The organism is Sulfurivermis sp. (assembly GCF_059410345.1).
The window spans coordinates 22059-35786 of sequence record NZ_JBLJDO010000007.1 but is presented as its reverse complement, the minus strand read 5'-3'; the positions used below and the strand labels follow the sequence as shown (position 1 = coordinate 35786).

At 62.5% G+C, this 13728-nt stretch carries 16 protein-coding genes; 13 read left to right on the top strand and 3 right to left on the bottom strand.

Features of this window, described 5'->3' with window-relative positions:
* The first annotated feature begins 109 nt into the window (after positions 1 to 109).
* The 4 genes from ACMV8A_RS07695 (at position 110) to lysS (ending at position 3746) form a co-directional block, all read left to right on the top strand.
* Positions 110 to 421, top strand: a complete 312-nt coding sequence (locus ACMV8A_RS07695; RefSeq protein WP_495325185.1) for a hypothetical protein — start codon at positions 110 to 112, stop codon at positions 419 to 421.
* Position 422: 1 nt separating this feature from the next.
* A complete protein-coding gene (locus ACMV8A_RS07690; protein WP_495325184.1) occupies positions 423 to 905 on the top strand; it encodes a hypothetical protein in 483 nt (160 codons plus the stop codon).
* Between the two features lie 149 nt (positions 906 to 1054).
* Positions 1055 to 2153 (top strand): peptide chain release factor 2 gene (gene prfB / locus ACMV8A_RS07685; RefSeq protein ID WP_495325183.1). Its coding sequence is split into 2 segments (ribosomal slippage): positions 1055 to 1129 and positions 1131 to 2153, totalling 1098 coding nucleotides; the frame shifts between segments, so codons are not numbered across the junction.
* A 96-nt stretch (positions 2154 to 2249) separates the two neighbouring features.
* Positions 2250 to 3746 carry a lysine--tRNA ligase gene (lysS, locus tag ACMV8A_RS07680; protein ID WP_495325182.1) on the top strand — a complete coding sequence of 499 codons (1497 nt, stop codon included), beginning with the start codon at positions 2250 to 2252 and terminating at the stop codon, positions 3744 to 3746.
* A gap of 77 nt (positions 3747 to 3823) precedes the next feature.
* On the opposite strand, the gene ACMV8A_RS07675 is transcribed toward lysS, so the two are convergent.
* A complete protein-coding gene (locus tag ACMV8A_RS07675) occupies positions 3824 to 4663 on the bottom strand; it encodes an HDOD domain-containing protein (RefSeq protein WP_495325181.1) in 840 nt (279 codons plus the stop codon).
* A gap of 25 nt (positions 4664 to 4688) precedes the next feature.
* On the bottom strand, positions 4689 to 5756 hold the full coding sequence (gene ygfZ / locus ACMV8A_RS07670) for a CAF17-like 4Fe-4S cluster assembly/insertion protein YgfZ (protein WP_495325180.1): 1068 nt from the start codon (positions 5754 to 5756) through the stop codon (positions 4689 to 4691).
* A 121-nt stretch (positions 5757 to 5877) separates the two neighbouring features.
* Between ygfZ and sdhC the strand changes: the two genes are divergently transcribed.
* The 6 genes from sdhC to ACMV8A_RS07640 all read left to right on the top strand — a co-directional run bounded on the left by sdhC (position 5878) and on the right by ACMV8A_RS07640 (position 9740).
* Positions 5878 to 6255, top strand: coding sequence for a succinate dehydrogenase, cytochrome b556 subunit (sdhC, locus tag ACMV8A_RS07665; RefSeq protein ID WP_495325179.1), 378 nt, complete (start codon positions 5878 to 5880; stop codon positions 6253 to 6255).
* Positions 6252 to 6590, top strand: a complete 339-nt coding sequence (gene sdhD, locus ACMV8A_RS07660; protein ID WP_495325178.1) for a succinate dehydrogenase, hydrophobic membrane anchor protein — start codon at positions 6252 to 6254, stop codon at positions 6588 to 6590. Before sdhC ends, sdhD begins: the two co-directional genes overlap by 4 nt.
* A complete protein-coding gene (sdhA, locus tag ACMV8A_RS07655; RefSeq protein WP_495325177.1) occupies positions 6587 to 8350 on the top strand; it encodes a succinate dehydrogenase flavoprotein subunit in 1764 nt (587 codons plus the stop codon). Before sdhD ends, sdhA begins: the two co-directional genes overlap by 4 nt.
* A gap of 13 nt (positions 8351 to 8363) precedes the next feature.
* Positions 8364 to 9062, top strand: coding sequence for a succinate dehydrogenase iron-sulfur subunit (locus ACMV8A_RS07650; protein WP_495325176.1), 699 nt, complete (start codon positions 8364 to 8366; stop codon positions 9060 to 9062).
* Positions 9063 to 9154: 92 nt separating this feature from the next.
* Positions 9155 to 9355, top strand: a complete 201-nt coding sequence (locus ACMV8A_RS07645; RefSeq protein WP_495325175.1) for an FAD assembly factor SdhE — start codon at positions 9155 to 9157, stop codon at positions 9353 to 9355.
* Positions 9318 to 9740, top strand: a complete 423-nt coding sequence (locus ACMV8A_RS07640) for a protein YgfX (RefSeq protein ID WP_495325174.1) — start codon at positions 9318 to 9320, stop codon at positions 9738 to 9740. The genes ACMV8A_RS07645 and ACMV8A_RS07640 overlap by 38 nt, the downstream gene beginning before the upstream one ends.
* An 11-nt stretch (positions 9741 to 9751) precedes the next feature.
* On the opposite strand, the gene nadB is transcribed toward ACMV8A_RS07640, so the two are convergent.
* Positions 9752 to 11368: an L-aspartate oxidase gene (nadB, locus tag ACMV8A_RS07635; RefSeq protein ID WP_495325173.1), complete on the bottom strand. Its 1617-nt coding sequence runs from the start codon at positions 11366 to 11368 to the stop codon at positions 9752 to 9754.
* A 183-nt stretch (positions 11369 to 11551) separates the two neighbouring features.
* Here nadB and rpoE point away from each other — a divergent pair, with 183 nt between their 5' ends.
* Genes rpoE through ACMV8A_RS07620 form a run of 3 tightly spaced genes read left to right on the top strand, consistent with a single transcriptional unit; the run spans position 11552 to position 13727 of the window.
* Complete coding sequence (gene rpoE, locus ACMV8A_RS07630) at positions 11552 to 12133, top strand: RNA polymerase sigma factor RpoE (protein WP_495325172.1); 582 nt, start codon at positions 11552 to 11554, stop codon at positions 12131 to 12133.
* A 53-nt stretch (positions 12134 to 12186) separates the two neighbouring features.
* A complete protein-coding gene (locus ACMV8A_RS07625) occupies positions 12187 to 12750 on the top strand; it encodes a sigma-E factor negative regulatory protein (RefSeq protein WP_495325171.1) in 564 nt (187 codons plus the stop codon).
* Entirely contained in the window at positions 12747 to 13727 is a 981-nt protein-coding gene (locus ACMV8A_RS07620) for a MucB/RseB C-terminal domain-containing protein (protein ID WP_495325170.1), read from the top strand. Before ACMV8A_RS07625 ends, ACMV8A_RS07620 begins: the two co-directional genes overlap by 4 nt.
* The last annotated feature ends 1 nt before the right edge of the window (position 13728 follow it).

The following is a 13728-nucleotide window of genomic DNA, read 5'->3' as shown; positions in this document are numbered from 1 at the left end:
TTGACCTATCGACGCGGTCAGGGTTATTTTGCGAAGCGCATCACATAAAAACAACGGTCGCTACAGACCGTGACAACACCATAAAAACACCACACAGGAAGGGAAGGCTATGCAAAACATCCTCAATATCGATATTTCCCTCATCATCAGTTTCGCCGCCATTCTGGTGATGATCTTTTGCCTGATTCAGGTCTATACCCTCAAAGCCAGGATCCCGGGCGGCGTCATCGGCAAGCGCTGGAACTTCCTGGTCATGCTGGTGGTGCTGTTCAGTGTCGGTTACCTGGCCACACCGTTCTTCGGCGCCCTGCCGGCCGAGTTGATGCGTCTGATTGCATCCCTGATCTTCTTCTTCGGTGCCATCTACGTGCTGATCACGGTAAAGCTTATTTACCAGATTATTCAGGAGCTGACCGACTAACATGGACCGCAGCGCGATCGTAGCCAAGACCCCCAAGGGCGAGGAGGAGATCCAGAGCCGTAAGTACGGCCTGGATCGAAACCTGCGCTATGTGTTGATCCTCATCGACGGCAGAACGTCGGTACAACAGCTGGTGGATGAAAAGGGTGCAGCCCTGCCGGATGTGCCGGGCAGTTTGCGGTCTCTGGCGGAGCAGGGCTTCATTTCCATCGGCGGGGTCAGCATGAGCGGCTCCGACGAGGCCTGTACGGTGCCCAAGGATCAGAATATTCCTGCCATCAAGGCCGCGCTTATCGCCATCGCCAAGGAAGTGCTGGGGGCCGATGCCGGCAAGATCGTCAGCAAGCTGGAGGCCGCCCCGGACAGCCCCGAGGGCTTACAGGAGGTGGTCAATAGCTGCAAGAAACTGGTGCGCCTGCTCATCGACGAGAAGAAGGCCGACGCGCTGATGGCGCGCTGCAGTACCGTTCTCAAAGGGCTCTGAACCGGGCCTGTTGCCGCCCCCCCCTGCGGTCTGAGCCGTTGTTTGGCGAGGAAGGCGCACTGTTTTGCGCCGTCGCCGCTGGCCAAACAGTTCACCCTGCAAGGGTGGCTGTAGTATCATCGCCGTTTTCGTTTTGCCGTCCTGGAACCATGCTGGAATTCAACACACTTTCCCGTAGCATCAAAGAGATGCAGGGGCGCCTAGACGCCCTGAGGGGGTATCTTTGACTTCGCTGTCAAAAGCGAACGTCTGACCGAAGTTGTCCGCGAGCTGGAAGACCCGGAGGTTTGGAACGACCCCGAGCGCGCCCAGGCGTTGGGACGCGAACGCGCCCAACTGGAAGAAATCGTCAACACCATCGAAGGCCTGGAACGCATCCTTGGCGACTCGGAAGAGTTGCTGGAAATGGCCGGCGAGGAGGGTGACGAGGCCATGCTCGGTGAAGTGGCTACGGACCTGGAAAAGGCCGACAAGCGCCTCGGCGAGCTGGAATTCCGCCGCATGTTCTCCGGCGCCATGGACCCCAATAATGCCTATCTGGACATCCAAGCCGGTTCTGGCGGCACCGAGGCGCAGGACTGGGCCAGCATGCTGTTGCGCATGTACCTGCGCTGGGGTGAGCGCCGTGGTTTCAAGACCGAATTGATGGAAGTGTCCGAGGGTGAAGTGGCCGGCATCAAGAGCGCCACCATCCACATCCAGGGTCCCTATGCCTACGGTTGGCTGCGTACCGAAACCGGTGTGCACCGCTTGGTGCGCAAGTCGCCGTTCGACTCCGGCAACCGCCGCCACACCTCCTTTGCCTCGGTGTTTGTGTCACCCGAGGTGGACGAGAATATAGATATCGAAATCAATCCGGCGGATTTGCGGGTTGACGTCTACCGTGCCTCTGGTGCCGGCGGTCAGCACGTCAACCGTACCGAGTCAGCCGTGCGTATCACCCACATTCCCACGGGCATCGTCTGCGCCTGTCAGAACCAGCGGTCGCAACACCAGAACCGTGATACCGCCATGAATCAGCTGCGCGCCAAGCTCTACGAGATGGAGCTGCAAAAACGCAACGCGGAAAAGCAGGCACTGGAAGACAGTAAGTCCGACATCGGCTGGGGCAGCCAGATCCGCTCCTATGTACTGGACCAGTCGCGCATCAAGGATTTGCGTACCGGCGTGGAAACCGGCAACACCCAGGCCGTGCTGGATGGCGACCTGGACGACTTCATCGAGGCCAGCCTGAAAAGTGGCCTGTAACATCTGTTGACCACGGAGGGCACGGAGTTCACGAAGGTATAACCCCGTCGTCTCCGTGTCCTCCGAGTCCTCCGTGGTTTATTTGGATCTATTGCTATGAGCGATATCGAACAGAAGCAGGACGAGAACAAGCTGATCGCCGAGCGGCGCGCCAAGCTGCATGCCTTGCGCGAACGCGGCAACCCCTTCCCCAACGACTTCCGGCGCAACGTGATGACCGGCGAGTTGCATGCCCGCTATGGCGAGTTGGACGAGGCGGCGCTGGAAGCCACTCCCGTGCGTGTCAGTGTGGCGGGGCGCATGATGTTGAAGCGCGTCATGGGCAAGGTGTCGTTCACCCACATCAAGGACATGGCGGGACAGATCCAGTTGTTTGTCCAGCGCGATGCCATTGGCACCGATGCCTATGACGACTTCAAGCGCTGGGATATCGGCGATATCGTCGGCGCCGAGGGCACACTGTTTCGCACCAAGGCGGGCGAGTTGTCGGTACGGGTGGACAGCATCCGCCTGCTCACCAAGGCGCTGCGTCCGCTGCCGGAAAAGTGGCAGGGGCTGAGCGATCAGGAGACACGCTATCGCCAGCGCTATATCGATCTCATCGCCAATGACGTATCGCGCAACACCTTCCGCATCCGCTCACGCATCATCCATCTGATTCGTGAATTCATGGTTGATCACGGCTTCCTTGAAGTGGAAACGCCGATGATGCACGTGATTCCGGGCGGCGCCAGTGCGCGACCCTTTGTCACGCATCACAATGCCCTCGACATGGACTTGTACCTGCGCATTGCGCCTGAGCTGTATTTGAAGCGTTTGGTGGTGGGTGGTTTCGAGCGCGTGTTCGAGATCAACCGCAATTTCCGCAACGAAGGGCTGTCGACCCGGCACAACCCCGAGTTCACCATGATCGAGTTTTACCAGGCCTATGCCGACTATCGTGACCTGATGGACCTCACTGAGGAATTGTTGCGTTCCCTGGCACGCGACATCCTCGGTACTACCACCATCACCTACCAGGGGCAGGAGTTTGATTTTGGTTCACCCTTCAAGCGCATGACCATGAAGGAATCGATCCTGGCCTACAACCCGAAGATCACGGCGGAACAGTTGGAAAGTCTGGAGGAGGCGAGCAAGATTGCGCGCGCCCTGGGGCAGGAGGTGAAGCCAAGCTTTGGCCTGGGCAAGGTGCAGACGCTGATCTTCGAGGAAACGGTGGAGCACAAGCTGATGCAGCCGACCTTCATCACCGCCTATCCCACCGAGATATCGCCGCTGGCGCGTCTCAACGATAACGACCCGACGGTGACCGACCGCTTCGAGTTCTTTATCGGCGGGCGCGAGATCGCCAACGGTTTCTCCGAGTTGAATGATCCGGAAGATCAGGCGGAGCGTTTCCGCAAGCAGGTGCTGGAAAAAGACGCTGGCGATGATGAGGCCATGCACTTTGATGCCGACTATATTGTGGCGTTGGAACACGGTCTGCCGCCCACGGCGGGTGAGGGTATCGGCATCGATCGCCTGGTGATGCTGTTCACCGACGCACCATCGATCCGCGATGTGCTGCTGTTCCCGCACATGCGGCCGATGTAACAATTTCCTACGTCAGCTTGCCAAAGAAAAAGCCGGTTCCCTCGCGGGAACCGGCTTTTTTAATTGGTGGTTCGATACTAAATATTCAGCAACTGCTGGGTTTCGCGGATCGCGTCACCCGTCTCGTCCATTTCGATTACATTCACATCCGGGCTGAGTCCCAACTTGGCAAAGGCAGGTACTACACTCAGGTCATGTTGACCCAAGGGATGGTCGGTGCCCAGATAGGCTTGCAGGTTGGCCACGATCACCACATCGACAAAGTCTGTCGCCGCCGAGTTGTAGCCGGTGTCTTCATGCTTCTCGGCGACATCCACCAACTCCGGCGGGAAATTCCAGGAACGCAGGATGGCGCCACCGACACGGGGATGCAGTTCCCGGATAACCCAGTCCAGTGCCTTTTCGTCCTGCAGCAGCTCCGGAAAATCCTCGGCCTTGGTGAGGATCGGCATGGCGCCGATATCGTGCACCAGACCGGCCAATAGGGCCTGCTCGGGATTCAGCTTGGTGAACTGACCGGCCAGGGCGTGGCAGATGGCCGCCACCTCGGTGCTGTGTTCCCACAGCTCACGCAGGCGCTTGTCGGTCACATCGGAAGTGGCCTGGAACATCTGCTGCATCACCATGCTGGTGGCGAGGTCGCGCACGATGCGCATGCCGAGGCGGCTGACCGCCGCATCCACGCTTTCGATCTTGCGCCCGGCGCGCATCAGCGGGCTGTTCGCCACCTGAATCAGGCGCGCGCTCAAGGCCGGATCGCTGACGATGGTCTTGACCAGATCGCCGATGGACGAATCCGGGTCATCTACCACCTCGCGCACCTTGAGTGCCACTTCAGGCAGTGTCGGCAATACCAGGCGGTTGTGTTCCAGGTCGGCAAGCAGTTCGTCGTAAAACTGGCGGCTGATATCAGTCACGGTTATTCCCTATTGTTATCTGGCATTAACTTCCGGTGTCCTGCGCCTCTACCGGAAAGGCGTAGGGCAGCGATTTGAACTGCAAAGGGGCACCGGCAGCATCGCCAATGCGCACTTCGTCATTATTCTCCAGCAATGAAACCTGCACCACCACCAGCAAATCGGCGCCACCACCGGGGGCAGGCTGGGCATCGACCACCTTGCCGGCCCCCTGACCGCTGTCGGAGTTGCTGCAATACAGTTCGGTGCCGGGGACCGGTACGGTATCACCGGCGATATGGGCCAGGTACATGCGTCGCTTCAGTGTGCCGAGGTACTGCATGCGCGCCACCACCTCCTGGCCGGTATAGCAGCCCTTGCGAAAGCTGACGCCGTTGACCAGCTGGAGGTTGACCATCTGCGGTACGAAGGCCTCGACATTGGCTGGAAAGACATTGGGCAGGCCGGCATGGATGTCGAGCAGGGCCCAGGCGGCGGCACCGGCCGGTTTGGCCACCGCGCCCAGGCGCTGCCACAGCGCCTTGATGCTGGCGGTATCGCCGTAGACTTCGGCACGCGGATGGGGACCAGCGACGCGAATTACGGTCAGGCCCTTGCCGTGAGCGACTTCATCGGCCGCCTGCGGCATACGATCCAGGTCCTGCGACAGCCGGGCGTAGGCGTGCGGGCCGGAGACACCGAGGCGCAGCAGGCTGTCGCCGGCATCGGCCAGGGTCACCTTGGACATCAGCACGTATTTGCGCAGGCGCTCCAGTGCCGGCTGCACCAGTTCCGCCGGCATGCGCAGATAATAGGCGCCGTCGCGCTGGAACAGGCGAAAGACATTGAACAGACGCCCCTTGGGGCTGAGATGGCCACTGAGCTGGCTGCGGTCGGCGGTCACCTGACGCACGTCATTGGTGAACTGTCCCTGCATGAAGGTGAGGCTATCCGGTCCCTCTACGCGCAGCAGGCCGAAGTGCGACAGATCGACGATGATATCCCCCTGCAGGGCCGCCGCCTGCTCTGCCTCGGGCGCGCCGAAGTGTTCCACCCGCCCCGCGGCGAGGGTGGCGCCTGATTGCTGGAGAAATGCCTGCCATTCGCTCAACATACCCGAGTCCTCATATGCTCGTGATGGCCCATCATAGCCAAATAGGCCTGTCTTGGTAATACCACAGTGAAACGGGAAACTTTCGGGGCTGTTATTGGGGCTCTGATATACTTCTCAACCCATGACGCCCCAGAGCAAACGCCCGGTTTTCTTCCATCTGCTGCAACTCCATCTGCCGGTGACGGCGCTGATGTCTATCCTTCATCGGCTGTCCGGCATCTTACTGTTTCTTGCCCTGGCCCCGGCCATCGGGTTGCTGGAGCGCTCGCTGGCCGATGCCGACGGGTATGCTGCCGTGCAGCAACTGCTGCAGGGCTGGCCGACGCATTTTTTCACAGCCCTGATGGTCTGGGCATTGGCCCATCACCTCGCCGCGGGGCTGCGCCTGCTGCTCATTGACGCCGAGATTGGGGGGGAGCGGGGCACCGCCCGTCGTAGCGCCTGGTGGGTCGGCGCCTTCGGGTTGCTGGCCCTGCTGCTGGGGGTGCTGTGGCCATGAGTCATCAGATCACCGGCCTGCGTGCCTGGATGCTGCAGCGGCTGAGCGCCCTGTACCTGGCCGGCTACACCCTGTGGGCGCTGATATATTTCCTGCTCCATCCGGTTACCGACCATGCCGCCTGGCGTGCGCTGTGGGCGCAACCGGCCATGGGCATCGGTGCAGCGCTGCTATTCATCGCCCTGCTGGTCCATGCCTGGGTCGGCATACGTGATGTGATCCTTGACTATGTGCGCGCCCCACTGCTGCGGCTCGCGCTGCTGGCCCTGCTATGGGGCTGGCTGCTGGTCCTGGCCGTGTGGCTGCTGCGCATCCTGATCGGAGTGATGAGATGAGGCCGCTCGTCACCCGCAAGTTCGACACCCTGGTCATCGGCGCCGGCGGCGGCGGCCTGCGTGCCGCGCTGCAACTGGCGCAGGCGGAGGCCAGTGTGGCGGTGGTGTCCAAGGTATTCCCCATCCGTTCGCACACCGTGGCGGCGCAGGGCGGCATCAACGCGGCGCTGGCCAATGTATTGCCGGACAATTGGCATTGGCACATGTACGACACCATCAAGGGCAGCGATTACCTGGGCGACCAGGATGCCATCGAATACATGTGCCGTGCCGCGGCCAATATCGTGGTCGAATTGGAGCACGCCGGCGTACCGTTTTCGCGCCTGCCCAACGGCCGCATCTACCAGCGCCGCTTCGGCGGCCAGAGCCAGAACTTCGGCGGCGAGCAGGCGGCACGTGCCTGCGCCGCGGCGGACCGCACCGGCCACGCCATCCTGCATACGCTGTATCAGCAGAACATCCGCGCTCGTACCCACTTCTTCGACGAATACTTCGCCGTCGATCTCATCCGCGACGAGCAGGGCTACATCCTCGGCGCCCTGGCGCTGGAGATCGAAACCGGCGAGCCTCTGCTCATCGAGGCCAAGACCACACTCATCGCCACCGGCGGTGCCGGCCAGCTGTTTCGCACCAACACCAACGCCCGCATCAATACCGGCGATGGCATGGCGATGGCGCTGCGTGCCGGTATCCCGTTGCAGGATATGGAGTTCTTTCAGTTCCATCCTACCGGCATACACGGCAAGGGCATGCTGATCTCGGAGGGGGTGCGCGGTGAAGGCGGCTATTTGATCAACCGGCACGGCGAGCGTTTCATGGAGCGCTATGCACCGCACGCCAAGGATCTCGCCAGCCGCGATGTGGTCAGCCGCGCCATCTACACCGAGGTGAAAGAGGGGCGGGGTTGCGGCCCGCAGGGCGACCATGTGCTGCTCAAGGTGGACCACCTGGGTGAAGCGGTAGTGGCCGAGCGCCTGCCGGCGATCCGCGAACTGGCCAAGACCTTCCTCCACATCGACCCGGCGCACGCGCCGATCCCGGTCTATCCCACCGCCCACTACACCATGGGAGGGATTCCCACCGATCGCCACGGCCGCGTGGTAGTGCCGGCGGGGCAGGGCGAAGAGGTCGTGCCGGGACTGTATGCGGTGGGCGAGTGCGCCTGCGTCTCGGTGCACGGCGCCAATCGCCTGGGCGGCAATTCGCTGCTCGACATCGTGGTATTCGGCCGCGCCGCTGGCAACGACATCATCGAATTCCTGCGCGAAAACCGCTTCCACCGTCCGCCCAATCCGGCCAGTGTCGAGCAGGCCCTGGCACGCCTTGCGCGCTGGGAGCGGCGTGGTGATGGCGAAAGCGTCGATGGCCTGCGGCGTGAGCTGCAACAGGTGATGGAGGATCACTGCGGTGTGTTCCGCAGCCGTGAGATATTGGAGCAGGGATTGGATAAGGTGTTGCAGTTGCAGCAGCGCCTGCAGCAGGCTGTGCTGCGCGATCACAGCCGGGTATTCAACACCGCGCGCATCGAGGCGCTGGAACTGGAAAACCTGATGGAGTTGGCGCTGGCCACTGTCACCTCGGCCCTGGGCCGCACCGAGAGTCGCGGTGCCCACACGCGGGTCGACTATCCCGGCCGCGACGACGAGCGCTGGCTGCGCCATACGCTGTTCTTCCGCGAGGGCCGCACCCTCGACTACAAGCCGGTACGCATGAAACCGTTGACGGTGGAGTCCTTCCCGCCGCAGGAAAGAACCTACTGAAGTAGCGCCCGCCATGAAATTTCTCATCCATCGCTACAATCCGGACACCGACGTCGCACCCTATATGCAGCCCTTCGCGCTGCGCGATGTGCGGCCGGGTATGATGCTGCGCGATGCCCTGCTGGAAATGAAGGCGTCACAGGATGAGAGCCTGAGCTTTCGCCATTCCTGCGGTGAGGGCGTGTGCGGTTCGGACGGACTCAACGTCAACGGCCGCAACGTATTGGCCTGTGTCACGCCGCTGGCGGAACTGCGCGAGCCGGTAACGGTGCGGCCGCTGCCCAAGCTGCCGGTGATCCGTGATCTGGTGGTGGATCTGAGCCAGTTCTATCACCACTACCGTTCCGTAAAACCCTATCTCATCGCCCACGATCCTGAGCCGGAAGTGGAGCGCCCGCAAACGCCGGAGCAGCGTGCCCAACTCGATGGTTTGTATGAGTGCATCCTGTGCGCCTGCTGTACCACGGCCTGCCCCTCGTTCTGGTGGAATCCAGAGCAGTTCCGCGGCCCGGCGGCGCTGTTGCAGGCCTGGCGTTTTCTCGCCGATAGCCGCGATCATGCCAAGGCGCAGCGTCTCTCCGAGCTGGATGGGCCTTACCGCCTGTTCCGCTGCCACACCATCATGAGTTGTGTTGACGTGTGCCCCAAGGGACTCAATCCAACGCAGGCCATCGGGCGCATCAAGGCCTTGATGCTCACCCATCAGGTATGAGCGGCGCATACCTCATGAACCAGGCCGCGCCCGCAGAGCCCGAAAGCAGCAACTGCAAACAGCGCCGGCTCCACTGGCGTTGCCGGCGGGGAATGCTGGAACTGGATATCCTGCTGGAAGAATTCCTGCGCCACGGCTATGCGGCGCTGGCTCCCCGGCAGCACGCGGACTTCGAACGCCTGCTGGAGCTGCCGGATCAGGAGTTGCTGGAGTATCTGCTGGGGCACCGGCAGCCCATGGATGGAGACCTCGCCCATGTCATCGCATGCATCCGTCACACCGCTGTACCTTGAGCCGCAACCCTCGCACCGCCTGCTGCGCCTGCTGCGGGTAAGCCACCTGGCCAGCGCCATCCTGCTGTTAGGGATGGCACCAGACCATCTCTGGCCGGCCCTGCTGCTGCCGCTGCTCTGGTTCAGCTATCGCCATTACCGGCGCCGCTGCCTGACCCAGGTGCGGTTGGCGCGCGAAAGCGACGGCGGCTGGTTGTGGCACCGGGACGACGGCAGCGTCGTGCCGGTACGGCTGCTGCCCGATACCGTGCTCACCCCCTGGCTGGTGGTGCTCCGCGTAAGCGAGGAGGGTGGTTGCCGCCACAGCCTCACGCTGCTTGGTGACAGCCTGCCGGCAGAGCAATTCCGGGCGCTGCGGGTGGCGCTGCGACTGGAGCGGGTATGAGGGAATAACGCTCAGCGCAGCGGCGAGTTGTCCGGTGTCAGGATGGTGTCCTGCGGCTCGCCGGGGGCGGGGTCCGGGTAATCCAGGGTGTAATGCAGGCCGCGGCTTTCCTTGCGCGCCATGGCGGAGCGGATGATGAGATCGGCCACCTGCACCAGGTTGCGCAGCTCCAGCAGGTCGTTGGTGACGCGGAAATTGCCGTAGTAGTCGTGAATCTCACAGCAAAGCAGATCGACGCGGCGCTTGGCCCGTTGCAGACGCTTGTCGGTGCGTACGATGCCCACATAGTCCCACATGAAGCGGCGCAGCTCTTCCCAGTTGTGCGACACCACCACTTCTTCATCGGAATCGGTGACACGGCTTTCGTCCCAGGCGGGCAAGGCGTCCACCGGCGGCAGTTCACTCAGACGGGAGGCGATATCCAGGGCCGCGGCGCGGCCGAACACCAGGCACTCCAGCAATGAGTTGCTGGCCAGCCGGTTTGCGCCGTGCAGACCGGTGAAGGTGACCTCGCCGGCGGCATACAGGCCATGGATATCGGTACGGCCGTTGAGATCCACCATCACGCCGCCGCAGGTGTAGTGGGCGGCGGGCACCACCGGGATCGGCTCGCGGGTGATGTCGATACCGAACTCCAGACAACGGGCATAGACCGTGGGGAAGTGGCTCTGGATGAATTCCGCCGGACGATGGCTGATATCCAGATATAGGCACTCCACACCCAGACGCTTGATCTCGTGATCGATGGCGCGGGCCACGATGTCGCGCGGTGCCAGTTCGCCGCGCGGATCGAAGCGTTGCATGAAGCGCGTGCCGTCCGGCAACAGCAGCCTGCCGCCTTCGCCACGCACCGCCTCGGTGATGAGGAAGGACTTGGCCTTGGGATGATACAGGCAGGTGGGATGGAATTGGTTGAATTCCATATTGGCCACCCGGCAACCGGCGCGCCAGGCCATGGCGATGCCGTCGCCGGTGGAGATGTCCGGGTTGGAGGTATACAGGTAGACCTTGCTGGCGCCGCCGGTGGCCAGTACCACGGTGCGCGCACGGTAGACCTCCACCTTGCCCTTGTTGCGGTCCAGCACATAGGCGCCGAGCACCCGGTTGCCGCCGCGGCCCAGCTTGGCGCTGGTGATCAGGTCCACTGCAATGCGATTGGCGTGCAGGGCGATGTTGCCGCGGGCACGGGCCTGGTCGAGGAGGGTGGTTTCGATGGCACGGCCGGTGGCGTCGGCGGCATGGATCACGCGGCGGTGGCTGTGGCCACCCTCGCGGGTGAGGTGGTAGTCGTTATGGTGGTCCTCACCGTTCTCGCCGGTGAAGGCCACGCCTTCGTCGATCAGCCACTGGATGGCCTCCCGGCTGTGCTCCACGGTGTAGCGCACGGCATCCGCGTGGCACAGTCCGGCGCCGGCGTTGAGCGTATCTTCGATATGGGATTCCACCGAGTCATGGGCATCCAGCACTGCCGCCACGCCGCCCTGGGCGTAGTAGGTGGAGCCTTCGGAACTGACGGCCTTGGCCAGCACGGCGATCTCAAGCGAAGAAGGCAGATTGAGGGCCACGGTGAGGCCGGCGGCACCGCTGCCGATGACCAGGACGTCATAGTGATGCTGTTCGCCGTGCATGAAATCGCGCAAAGTGGCCTCGGGCAGGATGCGAAGGACGCTGGCCCTGGGAGGCCGGCTTGTTTATGATGCGCAACTATACGAAAAACGTAATGTTTTGGCGAACTCCCGGCAGCAAAGTCAGTCTATACCCGGTGTCCAGCAGGGTGTCGCCTCGAACGAAGGATGAAAGGGTAGGCCCCCATGGGCGTGCAACATGTTGATCAGGAACTCGTCGAGCGCGTCCAGCAGGGAGACAAGCGTGCGTTCGACCTCCTGGTGCAGAAGTATCAGCACAAGATCGTCAAGCTGATTTCACGCTATGTACGGGATCCGGATGAGTCGCTCGACGTTGCCCAGGAAACCTTCATCAAGGCCTACCGCGCCCTGGCCAATTTCCGCGGCGAGAGCGCGTTCTATACCTGGCTATACCGCATTGCCATCAATACGGCCAAGAATCACCTGGTTTCCCTGGGGCGGCGCCCGCCCGACACCGACATCGACGCCGCCGATGCCGTCCAGCTGGACATGGAGTCCTCCGGCTCCCTGCGCGAAAGCGACACCCCCGAACACCTGGCGCTCAAGGACGAGATCGAGCGCACCATCTTCCGTGCCATCGAAGACCTGCCCGAAGACCTGCGTACCGCCATCACCCTCCGGGAACTGGAGGGACTCAGCTATGAAGAGATTGCCGAGGCCATGAATTGCCCCATCGGCACGGTGCGTTCGCGCATATTTCGCGCACGCGAGGCGATAGATACGAAACTCAAGCCCCTGCTTGAGTGACTAAGCGTTATCAGGCGACAACCCGAACACGGCAAGACCCGAGGCGGTAGGACATGGCAAACCACACAAGTGAAACGATTTCGGCCCTGGTGGACGATGAACTGCGCGGTCCCGCGCTGCGCCAGGCACTGGAACGGCTGCGGCACGACACCGAGGCGCAGGGGGTGTGGAGCCGATATCATCTGATCGGCGACGCCCTGCACGCCAACCTCGCCTCGGCGCAGGCCAGCAGGCTGCACCTGCGGGTACACCAGGCGCTGGAGCAGGAGCCGACCCTGCTGGCGCCGCGCCGCAAACCGCGCCTGCCGTCTCTGGCCAAACAAGCCGCCGGTCTGGCCATCGCCGCCTCGGTGGCAGCCGTGGCCATCCTCACCGTCCAGCAGGATGACGTGCAGCCCGGCGCCGGTCCGGCCCCGCTGCAGATGGCGCAGAATGCGCGGCCGGCTCACGAGATGGTGCAGCTGGCCAGTACCGCCACTCCCGTGACGGTGGCGGAACAGGCCGCCCGTGGCCGGCTCAATTCCTATCTGGTGAACCACAACGAGTATTCCGTCTCTTCCGGCATGCAGGGCGTACTGCCCTATGTGCGTATCGTCAGCAACGAGAAGGCCAAGTGAAGCAAGCCGTTATCGCCCCCTTGGTCGGTGGCGTCCTGTTCGCTGCGACCCTGGCGTCGGACGTACTGGCCGGCGTACCAACCCAAAATCCGCGACTTTGGCTGGAGCGGATGTCACAGGCCGCCCACCAGCTCGACTACGACGGCACCTTCGTCTATTCGCACGATGGCCACATGCAGACCATGCGCATCGTGCACAGCAGCAACAACGGGACCGAAAAAGAGCGTCTGTTGAGTTTGAGCGGGCCGTCCCGTGAAGTGATCCGCGACAACGAAAAGGTCACCTGCATCCTGCCCGACGACAATGAGGTCGTGGTGGAAAACACCGGTCCCGCGCGCCGCCTGCCGCTGGATCTGCCGCAACGCCTGGAGACCCTGGAGCGCTATTACCGCTTCAGCGATGGCGGCGATGAACGCATTGCCGGCCACAATGCCCGCAAGATCGTCATCACCCCTCTGGACCGCTACCGCTATGGCCACGCCCTGTGGCTGCATCATGACAAGGGGCTGCTGCTGCGTTCCGAGCTGTATAACGAAGAGGGTGCGGTGGTGGAACAGCTGATGTTTACCGCCCTGGAGTTTTACGACACCCTGCCGCCGGCCCTGCTGGAGCCGGAAACCCGCGGCCGCGACGTGGTGTGGCAACGCAACCGGGAAAACCTGGAATGGCATGACGCCGCCGAACGCTGGATGGTCGGCGAACTGCCGCCCGGCTTCGTGCTGGAAAATCACCGTCACCACATCATCGCCGGCACCAATGCCCAGGTGGAGCACCTGCTGTTCAGCGACGGGCTGGCCTCGGTGTCGGTGTTCATCGAGCCGGAGGGCGAGGGGCGCGAAGGGTTCATCGGGGGCCTGCGCTTGGGCGCGGTCAACACCTACACGCGCAGCCATCATGGCTACTACATCACCGTGATGGGCGAGGTCCCTCCGGTAACGGCGCGCCGCATTGCCGAATCGGTCGCCCTGCGGAACTGAA

Coding starts and splice junctions, on each gene's coding strand:
- ACMV8A_RS07695 (WP_495325185.1), top strand. CDS start 110: ATGCAAAACATCCTCAATATCGATATTTCCCTCATCATCAGTTTCGCC.
- ACMV8A_RS07690 (WP_495325184.1), top strand. CDS start 423: ATGGACCGCAGCGCGATCGTAGCCAAGACCCCCAAGGGCGAGGAGGAG.
- lysS (WP_495325182.1), top strand. CDS start 2,250: ATGAGCGATATCGAACAGAAGCAGGACGAGAACAAGCTGATCGCCGAG.
- ygfZ (WP_495325180.1), bottom strand. CDS start 5,756: ATGTTGAGCGAATGGCAGGCATTTCTCCAGCAATCAGGCGCCACCCTC.
- sdhC (WP_495325179.1), top strand. CDS start 5,878: ATGACGCCCCAGAGCAAACGCCCGGTTTTCTTCCATCTGCTGCAACTC.
- sdhD (WP_495325178.1), top strand. CDS start 6,252: ATGAGTCATCAGATCACCGGCCTGCGTGCCTGGATGCTGCAGCGGCTG.
- sdhA (WP_495325177.1), top strand. CDS start 6,587: ATGAGGCCGCTCGTCACCCGCAAGTTCGACACCCTGGTCATCGGCGCC.
- ACMV8A_RS07650 (WP_495325176.1), top strand. CDS start 8,364: ATGAAATTTCTCATCCATCGCTACAATCCGGACACCGACGTCGCACCC.
- ACMV8A_RS07645 (WP_495325175.1), top strand. CDS start 9,155: ATGCTGGAACTGGATATCCTGCTGGAAGAATTCCTGCGCCACGGCTAT.
- ACMV8A_RS07640 (WP_495325174.1), top strand. CDS start 9,318: ATGTCATCGCATGCATCCGTCACACCGCTGTACCTTGAGCCGCAACCC.
- nadB (WP_495325173.1), bottom strand. CDS start 11,368: ATGCACGGCGAACAGCATCACTATGACGTCCTGGTCATCGGCAGCGGT.
- rpoE (WP_495325172.1), top strand. CDS start 11,552: ATGGGCGTGCAACATGTTGATCAGGAACTCGTCGAGCGCGTCCAGCAG.
- ACMV8A_RS07625 (WP_495325171.1), top strand. CDS start 12,187: ATGGCAAACCACACAAGTGAAACGATTTCGGCCCTGGTGGACGATGAA.